14 protein-coding genes and 2 pseudogenes are annotated in these 21,417 nt (G+C 39.4%); 6 read left to right on the top strand and 10 right to left on the bottom strand.

The window, feature by feature from the left end:
- Positions 1–56 precede the first annotated feature (56 nt).
- Complete coding sequence (recR, locus tag F8R90_RS27430) at positions 57–614, bottom strand: recombination mediator RecR (protein WP_230966972.1); 558 nt, start codon at positions 612–614, stop codon at positions 57–59.
- A 237-nt stretch (positions 615–851) separates the two neighbouring features.
- Positions 852–1,202: a histidine triad nucleotide-binding protein gene (locus F8R90_RS27435; protein WP_190893660.1), complete on the bottom strand. Its 351-nt coding sequence runs from the start codon at positions 1,200–1,202 to the stop codon at positions 852–854.
- Between the two features lie 221 nt (positions 1,203–1,423).
- On the opposite strand from F8R90_RS27435, the gene F8R90_RS27440 reads away from it, so the two are divergent.
- From F8R90_RS27440 to F8R90_RS27450, 3 genes and pseudogenes are all read left to right on the top strand, one after another.
- A complete protein-coding gene (locus F8R90_RS27440) occupies positions 1,424–2,950 on the top strand; it encodes a glycosyltransferase family 39 protein (RefSeq protein WP_196513309.1) in 1,527 nt (508 codons plus the stop codon).
- 209 nt (positions 2,951–3,159) lie between these two features.
- Positions 3,160–4,611, top strand: a pseudogene (locus F8R90_RS27445) (amino acid transporter); the annotation flags it as partial.
- Positions 4,612–4,707: 96 nt separating this feature from the next.
- Complete coding sequence (locus F8R90_RS27450) at positions 4,708–5,310, top strand: Uma2 family endonuclease (RefSeq protein ID WP_196513322.1); 603 nt, start codon at positions 4,708–4,710, stop codon at positions 5,308–5,310.
- A 76-nt stretch (positions 5,311–5,386) separates the two neighbouring features.
- Here F8R90_RS27450 and F8R90_RS27455 read toward each other — a convergent pair whose 3' ends face one another.
- From F8R90_RS27455 to F8R90_RS27485, 7 genes are all read right to left on the bottom strand, one after another.
- Entirely contained in the window at positions 5,387–8,938 is a 3,552-nt protein-coding gene (locus tag F8R90_RS27455) for an nSTAND1 domain-containing NTPase (protein ID WP_196513310.1), read from the bottom strand.
- Positions 8,939–9,466: 528 nt separating this feature from the next.
- Positions 9,467–9,853: a hypothetical protein gene (locus tag F8R90_RS27460; RefSeq protein ID WP_196513311.1), complete on the bottom strand. Its 387-nt coding sequence runs from the start codon at positions 9,851–9,853 to the stop codon at positions 9,467–9,469.
- 157 nt (positions 9,854–10,010) lie between these two features.
- Complete coding sequence (locus tag F8R90_RS27465; protein WP_196513312.1) at positions 10,011–11,126, bottom strand: hypothetical protein; 1,116 nt, start codon at positions 11,124–11,126, stop codon at positions 10,011–10,013.
- Positions 11,127–11,301: 175 nt separating this feature from the next.
- A complete protein-coding gene (locus F8R90_RS27470; RefSeq protein ID WP_196513313.1) occupies positions 11,302–11,931 on the bottom strand; it encodes a response regulator in 630 nt (209 codons plus the stop codon).
- A 6-nt stretch (positions 11,932–11,937) separates the two neighbouring features.
- The gene (locus tag F8R90_RS27475) at positions 11,938–14,724 is read right to left on the bottom strand and encodes a PAS domain S-box protein (RefSeq protein ID WP_196513314.1); all 2,787 of its coding nucleotides are present in this window, start codon (positions 14,722–14,724) and stop codon (positions 11,938–11,940) included.
- Positions 14,725–15,550: 826 nt separating this feature from the next.
- Positions 15,551–16,324, bottom strand: coding sequence for an SDR family oxidoreductase (locus tag F8R90_RS27480; RefSeq protein ID WP_196513315.1), 774 nt, complete (start codon positions 16,322–16,324; stop codon positions 15,551–15,553).
- A gap of 175 nt (positions 16,325–16,499) precedes the next feature.
- Positions 16,500–17,339: a nuclear transport factor 2 family protein gene (locus F8R90_RS27485; RefSeq protein WP_196513316.1), complete on the bottom strand. Its 840-nt coding sequence runs from the start codon at positions 17,337–17,339 to the stop codon at positions 16,500–16,502.
- Positions 17,340–17,423: 84 nt separating this feature from the next.
- On the opposite strand from F8R90_RS27485, the gene murG reads away from it, so the two are divergent.
- On the top strand, positions 17,424–18,497 hold the full coding sequence (gene murG, locus F8R90_RS27490) for an undecaprenyldiphospho-muramoylpentapeptide beta-N-acetylglucosaminyltransferase (protein ID WP_196513317.1): 1,074 nt from the start codon (positions 17,424–17,426) through the stop codon (positions 18,495–18,497).
- Between the two features lie 38 nt (positions 18,498–18,535).
- Entirely contained in the window at positions 18,536–19,879 is a 1,344-nt protein-coding gene (locus F8R90_RS27495) for a hypothetical protein (RefSeq protein WP_196513318.1), read from the top strand.
- A gap of 374 nt (positions 19,880–20,253) precedes the next feature.
- On the opposite strand, the gene F8R90_RS27500 is transcribed toward F8R90_RS27495, so the two are convergent.
- Entirely contained in the window at positions 20,254–20,616 is a 363-nt protein-coding gene (locus F8R90_RS27500) for a VOC family protein (protein WP_196513319.1), read from the bottom strand.
- Positions 20,617–20,938: 322 nt separating this feature from the next.
- Between F8R90_RS27500 and F8R90_RS27505 the strand changes: the two are divergent.
- Positions 20,939–21,417: pseudogene (locus F8R90_RS27505) on the top strand (photosystem II q(b) protein); the annotation flags it as partial.

Below are 21,417 nucleotides of genomic sequence, written 5' to 3' on the forward strand. Positions count from 1 at the left end.
GTTTGAAACTTGTCAAAATAATTTTTAATTTATAATTCGTAATGCGTTTGTTGAACCTAATCTAACTCCCGTCGTCCTTCTAATGCCCTTGCTAGGGTCACTTCGTCGGCGTACTCTAAATCACCACCTACAGGCAAACCAAAGGCGATCCGCGTCACCTTGGTAAATGGTTTCAGTAGCTGACCGATATACAGTGTTGTTGTCTCCCCTTCTACACTCGGACTAATTGCGAGAATTACTTCTTGAGGTTTTTGCTGACTCACCCGCCGCTGCAAAGCCAGAATATTCAACTGTTCTGGCCCAATTCCATCAATTGGAGAAATCACCCCACCTAAAACGTGATATTTACCTTTGTACTCGCGGGTTTTTTCCAGCGCAATCACATCACGAGGATCTGCTACGACACAGATAGTGTTGTTGTCACGGTTGGCATTGCGGCAGATTTCACAAACAGGTTCAGCAGATAAGTGAAAGCAAACAGAACACAAGCCTATCTGTTTTTTTGCCTCAATCAACGCCTGTGCCAAAGCTTCTACTTCTGCTTCTGGTCGCTTCAAAATATGCAAAGCCAGTCGTTGGGCAGATTTAGGACCAACTCCCGGTAGGCGTTGCAATTGCTCAATTAACCGTGCTAAAGGACGTGCGTAAACCGTTGTCTTATCTCCAGGATGTTTTCACTTTAACTATGATGACATTTTTTGGGTGCTTCCATCTCTCTAGAATGGCTTGGCTGGTAGAAAAAACAATCCCACGGCCTCAAGCAGTGGGAGCATCAAATAAATATTTATTGATTATAACAGTGATTTTTTTAGTGATGAATCGCGTCTATAGACACAATTCATCCGGTTTTATCAACCAGGGGGCCAGTCTAACTGCCGTCCTCCTAAAATATGCAAATGTAAATGGTAGACCGTCTGACCACCATCATCACCAGTGTTGATAACAACTCGATAACCACTTTTCAGTCCAGCAACTTCTGCAACACGTTTGGCGGTTAACAAAAGATGTCCCAACAGAGCGTGATCTTGAGATTCAGCATCAGCTAGTGTGGGAATGGGTTTTTTGGGAATGACAAGGATGTGAACGGGCGCTTGGGGGTGAACATCTTTGAATGCCAGGGCCAAATTATCCTCATAAACAATATCAGCGGGAATTTCCCGACGAATGATTTTGCTGAAAATCGTTTCAGTAGCTTCACTCATACTTAATCAACCTACTCATCTGCTAAAGATTTTAAAATTTTACTGTAGTGAGTTGATCTTCTACCCACCAAAATACTCCTTAGTTATGATAAAGTCTTGCATAGAAACATTAGTCCCATCCCAGCATAGAGACAAAATCACAATCTATCACTCGACAATAGAGTGGGTTTTTCATGTTTAGAAATTTGCATATTTTGTGTAGCAGTGCTTTGGAGGTTTAAGTGAAACAGTCAAAATACTATTTTATTGTTTTTATTATTATTATCATTAGCATATTTTTGCGTTTCTGTTTGTTGCAAAATCAAAGTCTTTGGTTTGATGAAGGCTGGAGTCTAGCTTTATCTGATCGTACAACCTTTCAAGAGAATCTCTCCGCAATTGTAAATCGAGAAGCTGGTGACAAATACCAACCGCTTTATTATTTGGTCTTGTTCTATTGGCGTTCGGCTTTTGGAGATAGTGAATTTGCTATTCGCTCGCTCTCAGCCTTGTTGGGAGTCGGCTCAGTAATTGCCGTATTCTTTACTAGCCTACGTGTTTATGGAAAAAAACATGCCTTATGGTCATCTATGCTCCTAGCAGTTAGTTCTTTCAACGTATTTTACAGCCAAGATGCCAGACCTTATGCATTATTAATATTTATAGCATCACTTCAAATATATTTTTTTAGTTATGCAATGAGTGTAAATAAGAGTAATAAAATTATTTCACAATTGCTTTTTGCTATCTTTACTGCCATAGGAAGTTGTGGCAGTATTTTGTCAATAATCTTTAGCTCATCTATTTTTTTGTCTCATGCTATTGTTTATAGAAACTTAAAAGAATTAGCTAAATGGTGGATAGCTCCAGTAATTTTTTCCTCCCCAATGATTTGGTTCTATTTATCTTCATCGGCTGTATCTGATCCAACGGCTACTGAGGTTACTCGGACTGGATTACCTATACTTCAAAACATTATGTTTGTGATCTACGGTATATTAGTCGGTACATCCTATGGGCCACCAATGGATAAATTACGCGATGAGGAAAAGATAAATGTTTTACTTAGCTACTGGCCTATTTTACTAATATTTATTATTGTCAGTACTGTGATTTTTATAGCTTTAGCAATAAGCTTATTAAGACCCCGTAAGAGAAAAACATATCAACGGGCTGATTACTTTTTCACATCAGTATTGTTCTCATCATTTTTACTAAGCTTTCTGTTTGCCCTGGCGACCAAAATTAATTGGCTACCACGGCATTCTTTTTATCTATGTATACCACTTGTAATTCTGATCCCATCAGCTTTTTTACATAATTATCAGCATAAAAATAAATTTTTTATAGCTCCTAAATTTACAAAGTTGGCTACAGTTTCGTTGTTAATTATGAATGTTTATTCAAATTTTCAATACTATTTAAATCCAGCTTATGCAAAAGATGACTACCGTTCGGCTGTTCGCTACCTTCTAGAAAATAGAAATGAATCCGCAAAATCTGTATTGTTATATGGACAACCTAAATTACTCCGATATTATGGAGATTCATCAACTACATATCTTACAAAAACTGTGAAAGGAAAAAATATGGCAGAAAAAGTTAGTATTTTGACCAAAAATGCAGATACAGTTTTTTTGATAGTTAATCGTGAATTTGATTGGGAACTCAAAGATGTTTTTAAAAAAGAAATGAGTTATTTATATAACTTGGAAGATCAGGCTGATTGGCCTTATATGAAAATATATCGATTCACAAAGAAGAAGTAAAAAAAAGTTTAGATGATATTCTGCCTCGTTAAGTGTACGTGTAGAAGAGAGTGAGAAGCGTAGGTGTAGACATAACTTGCTTTAAATTTTGCAAATCGGACAGGAAGCTTAACCTACAATAATGGTGTTATATCTTTGTAGCTCAAAATTTTAATCAATCACGAAGGCTTAAAAAAATCACAAAGCCCATTGTAACACAACCGTATTTGATGGCTAAATCAATTGTTTCAACAAAACGGTTCAGCAGCCAGTTAATTGACTGGTTGCTTGAAGAAGATCGACGAGAGAAGGAAGGGACTTACCGCAAGGAAGAACCACATCGCCAGCATTCTTGGTGGCAGGTGATGTGCTTGACTGGTGTAGATTATTTCTCGACTCTTGGCTATCAACCTGGGATTGCAGCATTGGCGGCTGGCGCTCTTTCTCCTCTAGCTACCCTGATTCTGGTTTTGCTGACGCTCTTTGGAGCATTGCCAATCTATCGGCGCATTGCTGCCGAAAGCCCTCATGGTGAAGGGTCGATCGCAATGTTAGAGCGTTTGCTGCCTTGGTGGCAAGGCAAATTACTTGTGCTGTGCTTACTCGGCTTTGTGGCGACTGACTTTATTATTACCATTACCTTGTCAGCTGCTGATGCCACAGCTCATATCATCGAAAATCCACTGGCTCCAAATTGGCTTCACAATCAAACGATCGCAATCACCCTGATATTAGTTGCATTACTAGGCGCAGTTTTCTTAAGAGGTTTCCGGGAAGCGATTGGTATTGCAGTCGTTTTGGTGGGAGTTTATCTGCTGTTAAACTTTATTGTCGTTAGCGTCGGTCTGTATCAGATCGTAACTCACCCTGGAGCGATCGCTAACTGGCAGACTGCACTTTTTACCCGCCATTCCAATCCTTTGATACTAATCGGCATTGCTCTCTTCATATTCCCCAAATTAGCACTGGGATTGTCAGGTTTTGAGACTGGTGTAACCGTTATGCCCTTAGTCAGAGGTAGCAGCAACGACACCCCACACCATCTCAGAGGGCGGATTCGGAATACACGCAAGCTGCTCACCACTGCTGCTCTGATTATGAGCTTCTTTTTGCTGACCACCAGCTTTATAACCACTTTACTGATTCCAGCCGCTGAATTTGCATCTGGGGGCAAAGCCAATGGACGGGCCCTTGCTTATCTGGCACATCAGTATTTAGGCAATGGCTTTGGCACAATTTACGATCTAAGTACTATTTCCATTTTGTGGTTTGCAGGTGCATCTGCAATGGCAGGGTTGCTGAACATTGTGCCTCGCTACCTACCACGCTATGGTATGGCACCCAATTGGGCACGAGCAACGCGACCTTTAGTGTTAGTCTACACAGCGATCGCATTTGTTGTCACAATTATCTTCAGAGCAAATGTGGAAGCGCAAGGTGGGGCTTATGCAACTGGTGTGCTTGTGTTAATCACCTCAGCCGCCTTTGCCGTTACCTTATCAGCCCACCGTCACCGAGAAAAGCGGGCAAGACTCGTTTTTGGAATTATCACACTGTTATTTTTATACACCACTATTGTCAATATTATCGAAAGACCAGAAGGGATTAGGATTGCTGGGTTTTTCATCGGTGCGATCATTTTTACCTCGCTGGTTTCTCGCGTTTGGCGTACCCGTGAAGTACTCCGTCGGGCTGAAAAGAATCCCCAGAGGCGACCTGGCGTTCATGTCGGGGGTTGAGTAAGCATCTTGAATGGTTAAAGAGGACAATGACATAATATCTCCGCAAAAACCCTTACATTGGAAGATTTTCTCTCTCAATACCGAGATAATCCCCGCTATGAATTGGCTGATGGAGAACTAATTGACATTGAACCCACTGACCCACATGAAACGGTGAGTGGCAAAGTAGCAACCCAAATTGGTATCTACCTTGTTGCAGAACAACTCCCCTGGTTTATTCCTCGCACTTGTTTAATTTACCCCTTTGCAGATGCAGCTACAGTTCGTCGTCCTGATATCGTAGTTCTCGATGAAACCGTTCTCAACCGTGAACCTCTTTGGGAGCGAGAGCCTGTAATTACACTGAGACGATCCATTAAAGTGGTAGTTGAAGTTGTTAGCAGCAACTGGGAAACTGACTATGCTCGCAAGGTTGAGGAATATGCCCTCTTAGGCATTCCTGAATATTGGATCGTAGATTATCGAGGATTGGGCGGTGTGGCATTTATTGGTAAACCTAAACAACCTACTTTGACTGTCTGTCAATTGGTTGAAGACACTTATGCTCAACAAAAATATCGGCTAAATCAATCAATTAACTCACCGCTTTTTCCTGGTCTTCAACTTCGCTTAGATGATATTCTGCCTCGTAAGGTGTAGGTGTAGCCCGTCTTAGACATCGCCTACTTTTAGATTATCACCAGAAGTGCGATCGCCTCTAGTAAAGCACTGTCAGTTAAGTAGGATGGGTTGGGCGATTTGTATAATCACGAATCTGGTTGCTGCTATTACTTAATAATTCTTCTAGGCTTAAGCTCCATAAACTGATTCTTTGCTCAGAATTAGCCACGGCGATCGCACTTTTATCTTTCTCTAAACTACAATATATAAAAGCAGCACTAATAGAAAAATTATCATTTCCTTCAATAGTCTGTAGCAAACTTCCATTAGCAGTATTCCAGAGTCTTATGGTTTGATCCATGCTAATTGCAGCAACAATATCACTATCAGGAATAAAACCGATACTCATCACAAGCTTGTCAGAATTTCCTTTAAGTATTTGCTGATAGTTATTATTAGGATTCCAAAGTTGAATTTGGTGAGCTTTATTTTCTGTCATACTAGCTGTGGCAATTATCCCGCCATTATGACTAAAACTTACATAATAAGCAGCACTTTGATACTCTCTATGGGCGAGTAAGTCACCGTTAAGATCCCACAGTTTCACGGTCTTGTCAGCACTAGCTGTAACAATCATTCTGCCTTCAGGGCTGAAAGTGACCATATTGACTTGTTCATTATGCTTTGCTAAAATCCTACTTTCATCATCATCAATATTCCAAAGTATTACCGTTCCATCAAGATAGACTACTGCAATCTCTGTCCCTTGTGGATTAAAACTTATACTCTGAACATCGCTTTCATGTTTTGAAAAGTGAGATATCTGGTTGCCTTCAAAATTCCAAATTTTCACTTCATTTTGACTAGTTGTAGCAATAGCTTCTCGTTTTGGATTGAATTTAATATCAATATCAAAAACCCTGTCATCATGACATTTAAAGCTACTTAATAGTTCACCATTACGATGCCAAGCTTTAATAGTTCCATCTTGACTGGCTGTAGCAATCGTCTCACCATCAAAACTGAAATCAATCTTTGAAATTTCACTAGAATGTCCATCAAATTTCCGAGTGCAATCCCAAAGTTTTATAGTTTTATCAACGCTACCAGAGACAAGAGTTTTGCTATCAGAACTAAAACTGACTTTTGTGACGCTATTTTTATGTCCCTTAAAAGTTATTTTAGAATCAGCATTTTTGTCCCAAATAGTAATCAGACCATCTTCGCTCGTTGCTGCGATTGTTTCACCATCTGGGCTGAAGGTAACATAATTAAATTTTGCTATGTGATTTTTCTTATTTGTCATTGATGTAACATTTCCATCAATCTTCCAAAATCTGACATATTCATCCCAGCCACATGAGATTAAAGTTTTGCTATCACTTCCAAAACTTACTGCTGAAACTTCCTGAGAATGCTCTTCAGCAATACCTTTTAGCTCTTTTTTTTCTATTAAGTCCCAAAGTTTTATAGTGTGGTCTTTACTAGCAGAAGCAATCAGCTTACCATTTGGACTAAACGCCACATTGATCACACCATCTTCATGACCACTAAGAATATTTAACAGGTCTCCATTTTGGTTCCAAAGCCTGACGGTTTTATCTTGACTGGCAGAAGCAATAATTTGACTGTCTGGGCTGAAGCTAACACCAATCACCCGATGACTATGGCCTTCTAGAGTTTTATATAATATCCACTGGGTTTTAGCATCTGTAGATTTTTTCCAAAGTTTAATGGTTTTATCCCGACTTGCAGAGGCAAGCATTTTGCCATCGGGGCTGAAACTGACATCCATCACCTCATCTTCATGCCCCTCTAAAGTTTGCAACAAATTCCCATCAAAGCTCCAGAGCTTGACAGTTTTATCATCACTAGAAGAAGCGATTGTTTGGCCATCTGGACTGAAGCTTACCCCTGATATACAATCTCTATGTCCATGAAAACTATTCTTTTCCGCAATTTCGTCAAAGATTTGCCCAAAAGTTACTATAAAATGCAATTTTACATCTGTGCGAATTTTAGTATTAGGTGATTTTTGCAGCAGTTCTCCTGCTTGTATCAGTTTAGTTAGTGCCTCCAGATTATTATTATTCCTTGAATTATTTCGTGAGTTAGCAAGTGCAGCAGAAATTTCCTTTTCTAAATTATCTTGCGTGAGATGCCTTTCACGATCTTGGCTTTCTTGTTCATCATCAATACTAGCTTTGATAAACTCATTAATATAGGGTTCTAATTCTCCAAAAGCTTTTTCTTGTTGTAATTGTAAAACAATTTCTAATTTAGAACCACGCCATAATTCACTAACTGCTTTTTTCTGATCAGTTTTAACTTTTTGCCAAATGTTTGCTGATTCTTTTAATTGTCTTTCTAAAATAATCTGTTCTTCATGTTTAGTGATCCAATCCTGCAAACGTGACCAAGAATTAATTAAAGCTTCATGAGCAATTTCTACCGTGTCTTTTTGACGACCACTAATTAATAAACGATGGTCATTAATTAGTTTATTAACAATTGTTGCTAAATCTTCCTCTTCACTGATAAATATAGACTTATTTTCCCGTTTACTAACTCTCTTTCCATCCCCTGTAATGGTGACTAACTTAATAAAAATATCTTCAACTGCTTTCCCCTTTCCTTGAGATTCAAACTGTTGGTAGATTTTCTCCGCTTGCTGTTGTAACGCACCCCCAACACGCCCTAAATCTTCATAGGTTTCTTGATTGAGTAATCTATCCGATAAATCATCCTTTTGCCACAACAAATCAAGCGTATATTGCAACAGAGGCAAAGACCGAGATTTACCCCGAAAATCATTAATAATTTCTTCAATTAAATCCTTATCAACATTTATTCCATGAGTCGCAGCCGGATTTCTGATGACTAATTTCAACTCTCTATCTGTCATCTCTGTTATAAAACGAATATGACTTTCGATTGCCTTTTGAAACTTTGGAAAAGGAGTGATATGCTCTAAAAAATCTGTCCGCATCGCCAAAATAATTTTAAGAGAATTATCTTGATCTTCTGACTGTAAATCAATTAAAGAGTTTAAGTTTTCAAGAAAAAGTATCCGCTCATTTTCATCAGTCGTTTGGCTAAAAATTTCTTCAAATTGATCAATAAAAATTATCCAAGAATCACTTTTACCTTGTCTTAATTGTTCAATAATACTAGATAAATTTAATTGGAGGTTATCAACTCTTTTAATAAATTTTTTTATCTCAGATTTATTATATGATTTTAATTGTTTAGGAAGAGATGTTTGTAACTCATCAAAAAAAGCGTCAAAAGGAGCATCTCCAGGAACAAAACTCAGTTCAGCGAACAGTTTATTTTTCTGAGAAAGTTTAGGAATAATTCCTGCTTTGATCAAAGACGATTTACCACTTCCTGATGCACCCAGGAGGAAAATTAAATTATCCTTCTCTAAGTCTTTCACTAAATCAGCGATGAGCTTTTTTCTACCATAGAATCGATTAGAGTCATTAGCAGTAAATGACTCTAGTCCTAGATAAGGAGAATTTTCATCGATAGTTTCAGAGACTTTTTCTTCTTCAGGATCATCACCATAAAATATGTTTGTTTGTCTATTATTATCACCTACTTGAAATGCCGTTGATTGTATGACTTGTATACTATTTGTTTGACCAATATCAGAAGTGTTCATAGAGTAAGTTGCCCTTCTTAAGTTGCCTCTTTATTACTTAATATGCTAAATACATCGGTGAATAAGGTTGAAACCCCTACTGGACAATAACAACAGTCGTTATTATTAACGTTTGAGCCTTGGTTTTAAAATTAAGGCTGTAAACGTCTGTAACTCTTGATTTACAAGCCAATTTCTGGTCTTTAATTAAAAGTTCAGCATCACGTCTACGGAAGAACCCTAAGAGGATGTTTGGAAAGTCTAATTTATTACTCATTTGGCGACTAGAAGTCGCACCTATACATACAAAACCCGCCCGTGTGGGTTTAAAAACTCTCATTTTGTGTTAGTCTACGGAGGTAGATTTTGCTTGTGTAGTAGCGAATTATATTCGCCCAATACTTTTAAAACATCCTCTAAAGTTTAAGGTGGTTTCCACAACATAAATGCTTTTCAAGCGACCATCAAAAGTATAAGAAGATTGCTTGGCAAATTGGGGTCAAAGTCAACACCCTACTCGCATACATTAAAGATTAATTGATATTAACTTTAGGCATTATGTTGTAGGTTGTTATCCCCAACTTGAAACTGCCTACTGCCTTGTATACTAACCTCATATTTACCAGTTGAAGCACCTTTAGGATCTCCTTTTTTCAGGATCTCCTGCGCTAACTTGATAATTTCATCTTCATCTTTAAGCTTATCAAGTCCAACATCTTTTAATTCATCTTCTAAAAGAGCTTCTGTTTTCTCAGGTTTCTGTACATATTTATCTAAAATTGTTGATGAGTCTGCTTTTCCCTGGTCTGTGAATTTCTTCTTAATCAACGCTTTCAAACCCTCATAAGCATCCTTAACGGCTGTTCCTGCTGTATCTTTAGCAGCAGCAGTAGCCCCAGCAGCCAAAGCAGTGAGAATGAGTGTAATTGGGTCCATGATTTTTAACTCCTGAGATTTAGAAAGTGAATTTCTTACTGGAAATTTGCTGTTGATGAGCAAGTGCGTTTTGAATAAATACTTTTAGCCTGTTGATTTTGCGATAGCTATCAAGTAAAGCGATCACAAACAATCACGGTAAGTTATGAGACTCTATTTATAAAATTCGAAGAATCGCTTTGGCTCCTTTGCCCAAAAGTTCTACTCCTTCGTTCGCATACTTCGCAACATTCCCAGCTTTCTCCAGAGGAAGATCATCAATCTTTGTTGCTACCTCTGATGGCAACTTAGCCACACGCGGTGCGCCATTAGGTTCAGGTAATCGAGGAAAATAGAAGATATTTTCATTTTTTTTGATGATCTGAGAAGCTTCAACCATCTCTCCGTATTGCTTCTCGTCTATCACCTTTCGAATGTTACTGTATTCCTTTATAGCAGCATTAATTACTTTCCTATCTAGCGTGTTCCCAGTAGGATGTTTTTCTACATAATCTATAACTTGTGGTATGTATTCAGAAGGCAGCCCAGTCATTCCCATTACCATATCCAACTGAGTATTGGACATTTTGGTAAGAATATCTGAAGTGTCAGCGGGCAGATCCCCTGCATTCGCCGATATTTTTGAGTCTGGGACAAGTTGAGCAAGTTTTTTATCATCTTTTTTGATTTGTGACAAGTATGGTTCTTCACCAACACCTAACGCTACGGGTTTATAATCGCAAGTCCACTTTGTCTCTGGACCCTGATTCAGCTTAGATGTTATAACTCCAAAAGTATTCCTGGTCTTGTCATAAAAAGAAACATCATAGACCGTTTTCTTTTCCTGAGCATTCAAACTGACTCCCCACTTATTACTATAAGTGTCGTAAAGTACTCTTGCGCTACAGGGTGGAATATTTGCATAATTATTTGGCTTATTTGCGTTAGGCTGATACAATTGTACCAATGCGATGAAAGGGGTATTATTGACAATTATCAGCTTCCCTTTTTGTTCTTTTATTGTTTCGGGTTTAGCATCAGATTGGATATCATTCACTAACTTTAGATTGCTATCCTGAGGTGCAGATTTAGCTATTAAATTAGATGAAGATTGCTTATTACTAATACTGCTTGATAAGTGTAATTTTCCTTTAGATTCTTTTTGTAAAGGGGTTGAAGAAATCTGAGATGTTGTATCTAAAAGGTGAGTTGATATTAGAGCTTTAACTTGAGGCACGCTAACTGTCGCTATTGATAATCCAGCAATAAAAGCAGAAACTTTCACATAGTTCATTGTTCTTTTTCCTTTAAATATTGAAGTGCGATCGCTATTACAGAGAATAGTTGCAGTAATTTAGCAATTATTATTACTAAGTGAATATACCAAGCCTATAAAATAAGCTCAACTTTGTCACTAGCAAAATGTTGGGTTTAAAACCTATCAAAATGTGAGGTCGAGAAAATGCAAACTACAGCCTGACAATCCCCCGATTCAGGGCGGTGACTAGGGCTTGAGTCCGATCGCTAACCTTCAATTTGCCGAAAATATTATTAGCATGGAACCTAACCGTACTCTCAGCAATATTGAGGACATTGCTAATCTGCTGGTTATTCTTACCCTTGGCGATCAGGCGCAGCACTTCCAACTCACGATCGCTCAATTCCTCACTACCCATCCGCTCGGCTAGCTTGGCTGCTATAGTGGGCGGAATATACCTTTGTCCTTTATGAACAGTGCGAATCGCATCTAAGAGTTCGTTCGGTTCAGCCCCCTTGAGGAGATAGCCCTTTGCACCCGCCCGTAATCCCCGATAGATATCTTCATCACCATCAAAAGTAGTCAACACAACGATTCGGGCGTGTTTAAACTTAGCACAGATGGCTGCGATCGCATCGGCACCTTCCATCTTCGGCATTCGCAAATCCATCAGCGCCACATCAGGTTGATGTTGGCGGAAAAGTTCTAGCGCTTCTCGCCCGTCGCCAGCATGGCCGATTACAGTCATGTCTGGCTCACATTGAAGAAACATTGTTAAAGCTTGCCCCAAGATGGGATGATCGTCAGCAAGCAGGATGCGAATGACATTGGATTGACTCATAATCATTTACTCTCGGTAGACTAACACTGAAACTTCTGTTCCCTGTCCTGGCGAACTCTGAATTGTTAGTTTTGCCCCGATGCGTTCAGCCCGTTCGCTCATGACTAACAGCCCAAAGCTGTTGATAATAGATACACTCCCCATGTCAAATCCTTGTCCATCATCTTTGATTCGCAAGCTGCACTGTCTTTCTTGATACGCCAGTTCAATTTGGATTTCTCCAGCTTGGGCATACTTGAAGGCATTGGTTAATGCTTCTTGTCCAATGCGGAATAGGTTATTTTCAACATCTGGAGACAAGGGGTATATCTCGCCTATTACTTGGCAGACAATATGTGTATTGGTAGGGGAAAACATCTGTGTGGCGAAGCGATTGAGAGCATTAAAAATGTCGCCGTCCTCCAATAATTGAGAGCGTAATGCTTTGATAGAACGGCGTGCTTCAGCCAGTCCAGAGTGAGCCAAGTCACGCCCTGCTTTGATTAATGTCTGTGCTACTTCTATATCTGTCGTCAGTTTCCGTGAGGCGGTGTCTAAGTGGACAATAACAACGGTGAAAGCTTGTGCCAAAGTGTCGTGAATTTCCTGTGCCAAGCGGTTGCGTTCTGCTAATACGGTTGCTTCTTCAGCCTGCTTACGACTAGTGATATCCTGTATTGCAGCCATCCTGATGGTACGCCCACGATATGACATAACTCTGGCTCTAATCTCAGCCGGAAATGTGCTTCCATCCTTACGCAGACAAACGGTTTCATAAATTCCTTCATCCCCTGAGCGAATCTTCTGCATCACCTGTTCCCGGTATTCAGGAGCAGTAAAATCCATGACACGCATACCAACCAACTCAGAAAGTTCATAACCAAACATCTCAGCACAGGTTTGGTTAGTATCTAAAAGTATGCCTTGCTCGGTAATAGCGATCGCTTCAAATGTTGCCTCTGCCAATAGCCGAAATCGCGTCTCGCTTTCTAGAAGCGCTACTTCTGCCTGCTTGCGTTCAGCTATTTCCCATTCTAGTTCCAGGGTACGTTCAGTAACCTGTTGCTCTAAAATCGAATTATAATCAGCTAGGATCTTCTCTGCTTTTTTGCGTTCGGTAATATCAAGACAAACGGTGAGTGCATATATTACTTTCCCTGATTCATCAAAAATTGGGGTGCTTAAAACTTCTACAGGGATAGTTTTATTCGAGTGGCGAAACTCAAGATTATCAACATGGACAGTTTTACCAGCTAAAGAATATACAATTGGCAGTTCATCCGCAGGGCATAACTGATCAGTTCCAGCTAGATAAATTTGATAATAGTCTGCTACTTTTTTGTATTCGATAGATGGTAATAACTCTACGTTGACTAGCTGTTGTGAAGCTCGATTAGTATAGTATAGTTGCCCACTACTATCATCTATCGAAACACTCACAGGTATAGCGTCAAGAAATTGTTTCAGGCGAGTTTGACTCTGCAATAAAGTTTTGTTTAAATCCTGCATTTCCAAAAACTTTGATTGCAGTTGATCCGCCATACTATTAAATGACTTGGCTAATTCCCCCAATTCATCAGAGCGCTCTACTTTTATTCTTTTTTCCCATTCACCTTGAGCAAGTGCTAAAGCTGATTTTTTTAAAGCTATAACTGGTTGAGTAATCCACCGTAAAATCAAAACACCAACAGCTACAGCCACTATCAAAGCAACAATACACAGCACTATAGTGATGTGGGTATTAGCATTAATTTCCCCCATGAAGTCATCTTCTGGGACTACGACCACAATTAACCAGTCAAGTCCCCGATTATCTTGAAAGGGTAAAATTTGAATAAACTGCCGCTTACCATATATGGGAAAATATAATTGCTGTGAACTATTAATTGAGTGAAATTCATCAAATTCTTTTTTTAGAAAATTAGCGGTAAATTGTGTTTTTATATCATTACTATCTATCGCTAAAAATGGCTTAATTTTATTTTCTGCTAGTTTTGTTTCTAAATCATTTGAGCGAAAAGGCTTTTCATTAGTTGAGGTTGCTACCAATCTTCCAGATTGACGCTCGATAATAAAACTTATTCCTGTTTTACCAATTCTTAACTTGCGCAGAAAAGTGCCAATTTTAGATAAGTTTAAATTTGAGAGTAATACACCTTGCAAATTTCCCTGTTTATCGTAAGCAGGCTGACTAGCAGCGATGTACAAAGCAATGCCAGAATTATGAGGATAAATTTCACTCCAAATTGGCCTTTCTTCTGCTATCGGTTTCTTATACCAACCACGTCTTTGAGTATCATAAGGTTTGCCAAAATCCTTTACTCCTGTACGTGTGCCTTGTTTGTTAGTAGTATAAGTCTGCAAATTATACTTAGTCGATTTACCAGATGCTCTGATTGTCAAAGAATCATCAGAAAATATCTCTGCTGAAATAAACTCTTTATTTGTATTCGCAAACCCAATTAGGCTTACTTGATTAAATACTTGCAATTGCTCAAAAAAATGACGTTCTAAAACGGCAAATTCTTGTACATCTAACTGACCAAATTTAATAGCATTAGCATTATTCTGATTAATTTTATGCGGAGTTTCAAGAAAAGTTTCTAGATTCTGCTGAACACGCTCACTAATTTCACTTAGTAGCTGTGCGGCAATATTATTTACTGCTTGTTGCCCATTTTTGAATGAGAGATAACCTGTTAAACTCACCACCGCCAAGATTTGCAGAATAAAGGGAACGATCAGAACAGTTCGCAGGGAAAGTTTAGCGGGAAGATCGGTAAAATATTTAATAGATAAGCTTTTGTTAAACAATAAAATCTTCCTTTTATTGCCAAGACTATAAAAATTAATTTGGTAGCATCTCACTGTTAATAGAAATACACCTGCTCTAGCGAATTCTAATCGTTGGCTATATTCTTTTCCTTAACCCATCATGCCTTTCCTAAAGTAATATTATTTTTACTAATAATGAATATTCGCTTTCCGTTAACTTTTTATTCAGCATTTTTTTGCATAATATATATAAATTTTATGTACTCGTAAAAATCATTTTTGCATAATCTAGTTCTAAAAAATGCTCACAAAAAGAGTAGCCCACAAAAATCTATCTAAAGATAGATGCCGATTTTAATAAGCAGAAACTATATAACTACAACAAAATCAAAACAATTTCCGCACTCATCTACGACCAAAAGCTATTATTTTTTAATAAAATTGTAATTTTACCTATCTCCTCAGATTTTCTCCAAAGGACGCGGACTTGTTCTAAGCTACCCCTACAGGGATCTTGGCAGACAAGCCTCTCGTTCGCGTTAGCGTCTTCGATAGGAGAAGGAGAAAAGAAGGCTTTACGCTGCCTTATCGCCCTTATCTTGCTTGGGGAGGGTGATATTGTTGTGGTCTACCCATCAAGTACTCCGTCCGGCTAAAAAGAATCCCCTGACTTAAAAGACGTTAATCCTTCAAAACTAAAAAGCTTTGAAGGATTAACTTCGGAGTTTTGGGCATTTTTATTAGAAGATGTTTGAAAAGTATTTTTGGTAACATCAATACTTCCCAAACTTAACCAACGGTTTTTTTTGAAAATGAGCAAAGCCAAATTTTCAAGAGCCGTGAGAATCTTAACAAATTAATCTTTTTATGTTCGTCGGTTAACTAGGGTAGCGCTAGCTTGGTCAACAGGCATAAGCACAATTTCATTAATATTGACATGGGGCGATCGCGTCACGCAGAAAAATATTACATCAGCCACATCATCTGCTGTCAGCGGTATAACTCCCTGGTAGACTTTGTTGGCGCGTTCAGTATCTCCGTGAAACCGCACCTCGCTAAATTCTGTTTCTACCATACCGGGGTCAACGGAAGTTACACGTACCCGTGTTCCCAATAGGTCTTGTTTTAAACCTTCAGAAATTGCTCTCACAGCAGCTTTGGTAGCACAGTAGACATTGCCACCGGGATAGGTTTGATGTCCGGCAATGGAACCTAAATTTACCACATGACCGCGATCGCGGCTCACCATTCCAGGAACGACATAACGGGAAAGGTAAAGTAAACCCTTAACGTTAGTATCAATCATGTCTTCCCAGTCTTGAAAGCTTCCTTCGTGCAACTTGTCTAAACCGCGACTTAGACCAGCATTGTTAATGAGAATGTCAATTTCAGACCAGGCAGAGGGTAGAGTAGAAATGGCAGATTCGACAGCGTTGCGATCGCGCACATCTAGCTGTAATAAATGAATTTCAATACCAAATTCTTTAATGAGAGTATCTGCTAGCTGCTGCAAACGTTCTAACCGTCGTGCCGCTAAGATCAGTTTTGCACCAGCACCAGCAAAAATTCTCGCACAAGCAGTACCAATACCACTACTTGCACCAGTGATCAAAATGATTTGATTTTCTAGGGAAGTCATTAGGATAGTTAGGAGTGAGGAGTTAATAGTTATGAATTATGAATTAGTACAAGTTTCATAGTTCATAATTTATCATCAGTCGTCTATAACTCCTAACTCCTGTATAGACACGATTAATCGCGTCTCTCCTAACTCTTGTACAGACGCGATTAATCGCGTCTCTCCTAACTCCTAACTACTTCTTCACCACTTGCAAGCGCTGAGTTACCATCGTCATCCCATTACCCCGCAGGATGACAGCAGAAACCCATTGGCTACCAGGGGTAGATGGTGCTTGTCCCGTTTTGAACAGTCCACCAGATGTTAGTAATTCTAAATCCACGGATGTAGGGTTGAGAAATTTATCTGGTTGGATGGGTTCCTCTAGCGCCGTTCCTAGTAGAAAATCATCACCAAGTGGCTCTTGGACGATCGCATCAAAATTATACTTCTGACCAACTTGCACCTTCTCTGGTAATTTAATATCAATTTGAGGCGGCTTGCTGCCAGAGGTAAGTTGGGTGCGTTCTGACAAAATGTCTTGGCGGGCGATTTTGCCATTTTCAATGCGCTGACGCGATTTAATCGTGGCATTGAGAGCCGAATTATTACTGTTACCGGAGGATAAACCAGTTATCTTCGTTTCTGTTTCGGCAATAATCGCATTGCCCTCAGGTTTTGAAGATAGCAGTTTTGTACTGTATTGCAATTTGGGATATCGTTGCCAAAGTGAAATCAAAGACTTTTCCAAGGTTTGGAGGTTTAATCCATCCCCATGAGTGAAAGTAGGGCTGTAAAATTGCAACACCCCTTTGACATCGCCTCGGCTGGCGGCGGCATCAACTTGTGTTAGCAGATTTTTCAGATTGGCTGGTGCATTTTGGGGTGTAGTGGTTTGGGATAATTGCTGTGGTGTCGTCGCTTGAGTGGGTTGCCAACCACTTGTTAAACCAAGGGTTAGCAGGAACGAAACCAGCCAGAGATTCACTGGAAATCTGATTTGTCGTCTCACTAAGGCAGTAATAATGTTAGTCATTGGTAAGAGTTTACTGATTTGATTAGAGAAAGTAAGGAAATTGTTTTATCTTAGTTAAGCTAGACGCTAAACGGTAGAGGTTTGATGGCAAACGCACCGATACGATTATTAATAGCTGCCAGTGGGACTGGTGGACACTTGTTTCCAGCGATCGCACTGGCACAAAAACTGCCAGATTATCAAATAGAATGGCTGGGAGTACCCAATCGGCTAGAAACTCAACTTGTCCCTAAAGAGTATCCCTTGAATACTATTGCAGTTGAAGGGTTTCAGCAAGGGTTTGGCTTCTCCTCGATTCGTACCTTGGGTAAACTCGCTGGTTCGATTATAGAAGTCAGACGAATTCTTAAACAGGGAAATTTTCAAGGTGTATTTACCACAGGGGGTTACATTGCTGGGCCAGCCGTCATTGCGGCGCGTTCCCTAGGTTTACCCGTGGTTTTCCACGAATCTAACGCTTTACCAGGTAAAGTAACTCGCTTCTTTGGCCCTTGGTGTAGTGCGGTAGCCTTGGGATTTGAAGTAGCTGCTAAGTATTTGCCCCGTGCCAAAAATGTCTGCGTTGGCACTCCTGTAAGAGCGCAATTTCTCGATGGGGCAATTGATGCACCATTGGATTTAGCCATTCCTGAGAGTGTTCCCTTGATTGTCGTCTTTGGTGGTAGCCAGGGTGCAGTTGCAGTTAATAAGTTGGTGCGTGAATCTGCAAATGCTTGGTTTGATGCTGGTGCTTATGTAGTACATTTAACTGGCGATCGCGATCCAGAAGCAGATAGTCTCAAACATCCACAGTACATATCCTTACCTTTTTACAACAATATGGCAGCGTTGTTGCAACGGGCTTCTCTTGCTATTAGTCGTTCTGGTGCAGGTAGCTTGACAGAATTGGCAGTATGTGGAACGCCAGCGATTTTAATTCCTTATCCCTTTGCCGCAGAAGACCATCAATCTTACAATGCAGACGTATTTACAAAAGCTGGTGCAGCATTAACCTTAAAGCAATCGGAGTTGACGACTGAAATATTGCAAAGTAATGTGTTGAATTTATTGCAGTCACCGCAAGAATTAGCAAAGATGGGGGAAAAAGCCAAAGCGATCGCAGTTCCTGATAGTGCCGAAAAGTTGGCGCAGTTAGTGCGTGAGGTTATCGAAACATAATGTTGATTATTTAGCATTAAAAATTGATTTTCCAAGTTATGAATATCTTATCCAGCCAAAAATTTCGCTTCACACTAGGTTGTGCTGCCTTATTGCTTGTAAGTTTAGCCAGTAGTGATGTATATACTCAGTCAAAAACTAAACAGCTAGCTCAACAAGATAATTCCTTTACTCAGCAAGAAAATTTTGCCTCACTTGAATCACAGATTTCCTTCACATCAAATCAAATTTCTGATCAACTTACCTCAGGGTTTCAAAATCCTTTAATCCCTCAACAAACATCTGCTGAGATTACAGGTAAAGAAAACGCTTTTTCATATCAACAGGATTTGTTAGCAGCATCTGCACCCTATCCAGTTATCGATGAGTTCAAAAAATATAAATTTAGTATTAATGGCAACCAGGTTGTTACTCCAGTCAAACTGCCAAGTAGTAAGGTTAATTTCAATCAAGGAGATTTATTAACTGTTCTCGTTAATACGAGAAAATATTTTCAAGATTATAGTTCACAAGATCCAGATATTCTGCGTACAGGAATACTCACTACTCAAGGCGTTACTGTACAAGATGTTCTCAAGACTTTAGATTTCATGATTGCTGTTTTAAAGGAGGATATTGCTAATAAGCGAGCTACTCGTTTACAAGACCCTAAATTTATCAATTCCAATTTTCGAGTTATCAAATGGACTGCCTATAACCCCAAAAATAAGAAACAAAAACAATTACGAATTACCAAATATGCTGTATTCACTCACCCCGGTTCTCGCAAGAAAACCTCTACTTTTAATACACCAATTTATAGCCTAAAGGATAGCTCTAATAATAATACTTTTTATACCAAATATACCAAACAGGATGTTTTGTCGGGTATTTATGAACCAGGTGGTAAAGAATTTGGAAAAGTTAAAAGTCTCGCTTATTTAACCAGAACTGGCTTAGAAGAAGCCTTAATGCAAGGAACAATCCTGATTAACTTTACAGATGGTTATAGGGCATTTTTTAATGTAGATAGAAATAATGGAATGTCTTATATTCGCGGCTTAAAGGCAACAGCACAAAAGCGTTATTGGTATTTTAGAGAGGTTGATGCCATTAAAGGCTATGGATATAAAATAGATGCAAAAATTTCCATTAAACCAGGAGTAACCTTTGCTGGAGATGTTTTGAATATTGGTTTAGGTAAAGTGATTATTATTGAGCATACTAAAGGCGGTCGCAAACATCTGCAAATGGGAGTTATGGCTGATACAGGCGGAGCATTTTTACCCAATCTTTATCAACTCGATTTTTTAGCAGGTATTTTTAAGAGTCAAAAAGAATTTAGGCAAAATATCAGCCAATTGCCGGAGTATGCTACAGCATATTTTTTAGTAAAGAAGTAATGCATTGACTTGATGTCAAATATCTATTAACGGTCAAAATAATTCGTAATTATAACGCTTTCTATGAGATGCTGCTCGTAGCTTGCTTCCTCGCAAGGGTACACACATTCCCTACCCCTAGGCTATCAGTGCAGGCTTGTACCCTCTTAATTACGAATTACGAATTACGAATTACGAATTACGAATTACGAATTACGAATTACGAATTACGAATTACGAATTACGAATTACGAATTAGGGACTTCCAGTTAAAAAAAAACATCCCATCGCTGCGGGACACTCCGCGAACGAAGGGGTGAAAGGACTTGCGCCCCTTCCTGTCTCTATGTACTTTGGGATTATTTATTTTTTACAAGTCCCTTATGAATTACGAATTATTTGGTCAACAGTTCTAAGTTATGACCATTGGGGTCATAAAAATAGAAGCCACGACCTTCATTCCGGTGGTTAATTTGCCCTTTATTCTGATGCATAGGGTCGCTACTGTATTCAATACCCGCCTCTTTGATGCGTGCAAAAATTGCATCAAATTCCTCGTCACTGACATGGAACGCATAATGATGCGACTCGAACGCTTCAGCATCGGCGAAGTCAAGCGTCAGTTCATCATTTATATGCACAGCAGCGAAGTGACCAACGGGAACCTCAACCTCTAAACCAAAAATTTTTGCAAAGAACCTCGCCGATGCTTCTTTGTCATGTACGGGCACTATGGTGTGATTTAGAGTAATTGTCATGTCACACCTTCCCTCCTAATTGTTGGTAGTAATTAATATCAACTCTCTATTCAGAGTATTCAGAGTTGATAACAACATTGTTCCTTTCTATTTTATCTTTTGGGCGCTAACACCAGAGTAAACATATCTAAATTCCGTGTTCAATGTATTTGGAACACCCGCAAACACTTAATTTAACTCTTAAATAAGCAAAACTAATAACTTATATCAGCTTTACTGAAGTAATAAAACTTGATTAAAAAATGTAAAGCATTGTAAAGTGAATTCACAGGCAAAGACAAACCAGCCTGATTCATAAATAACTAACCGCACTTATAAAACAATGACAACAACCTTACAACAGCGCTCAAGCGCCAACGTATGGGATAGATTTTGCGAGTGGATCACCAGCACAAACAACCGTATCTACATCGGTTGGTTCGGCGTAGTCATGATCCCTACCCTGCTAGCCGCCACCGCCTGCTTCGTAATCGCCTTCATCGCTGCACCTCCAGTAGACATCGATGGAATCCGTGAACCAGTAGCAGGTTCCTTGATTTACGGAAACAACATCATCTCCGGTGCAGTAGTACCTTCCTCCAACGCAATCGGCTTGCACTTCTACCCAATTTGGGAAGCAGCTTCCTTAGATGAGTGGTTGTACAACGGTGGTCCTTACCAATTGGTAATTTTCCACTTCCTGATTGGCGTATTCTGCTACTTGGGTCGTGAATGGGAACTATCCTACCGCTTAGGAATGCGTCCTTGGATTGCAATTGCATACTCAGCACCAGTAGCAGCAGCAACCGCAGTCTTCTTGGT

The organism is Nostoc sp. NZL (assembly GCF_015714705.1).
Classification (GTDB): Bacteria; Cyanobacteriota; Cyanobacteriia; order Cyanobacteriales; family Nostocaceae; genus Nostoc; species Nostoc foliaceum_A.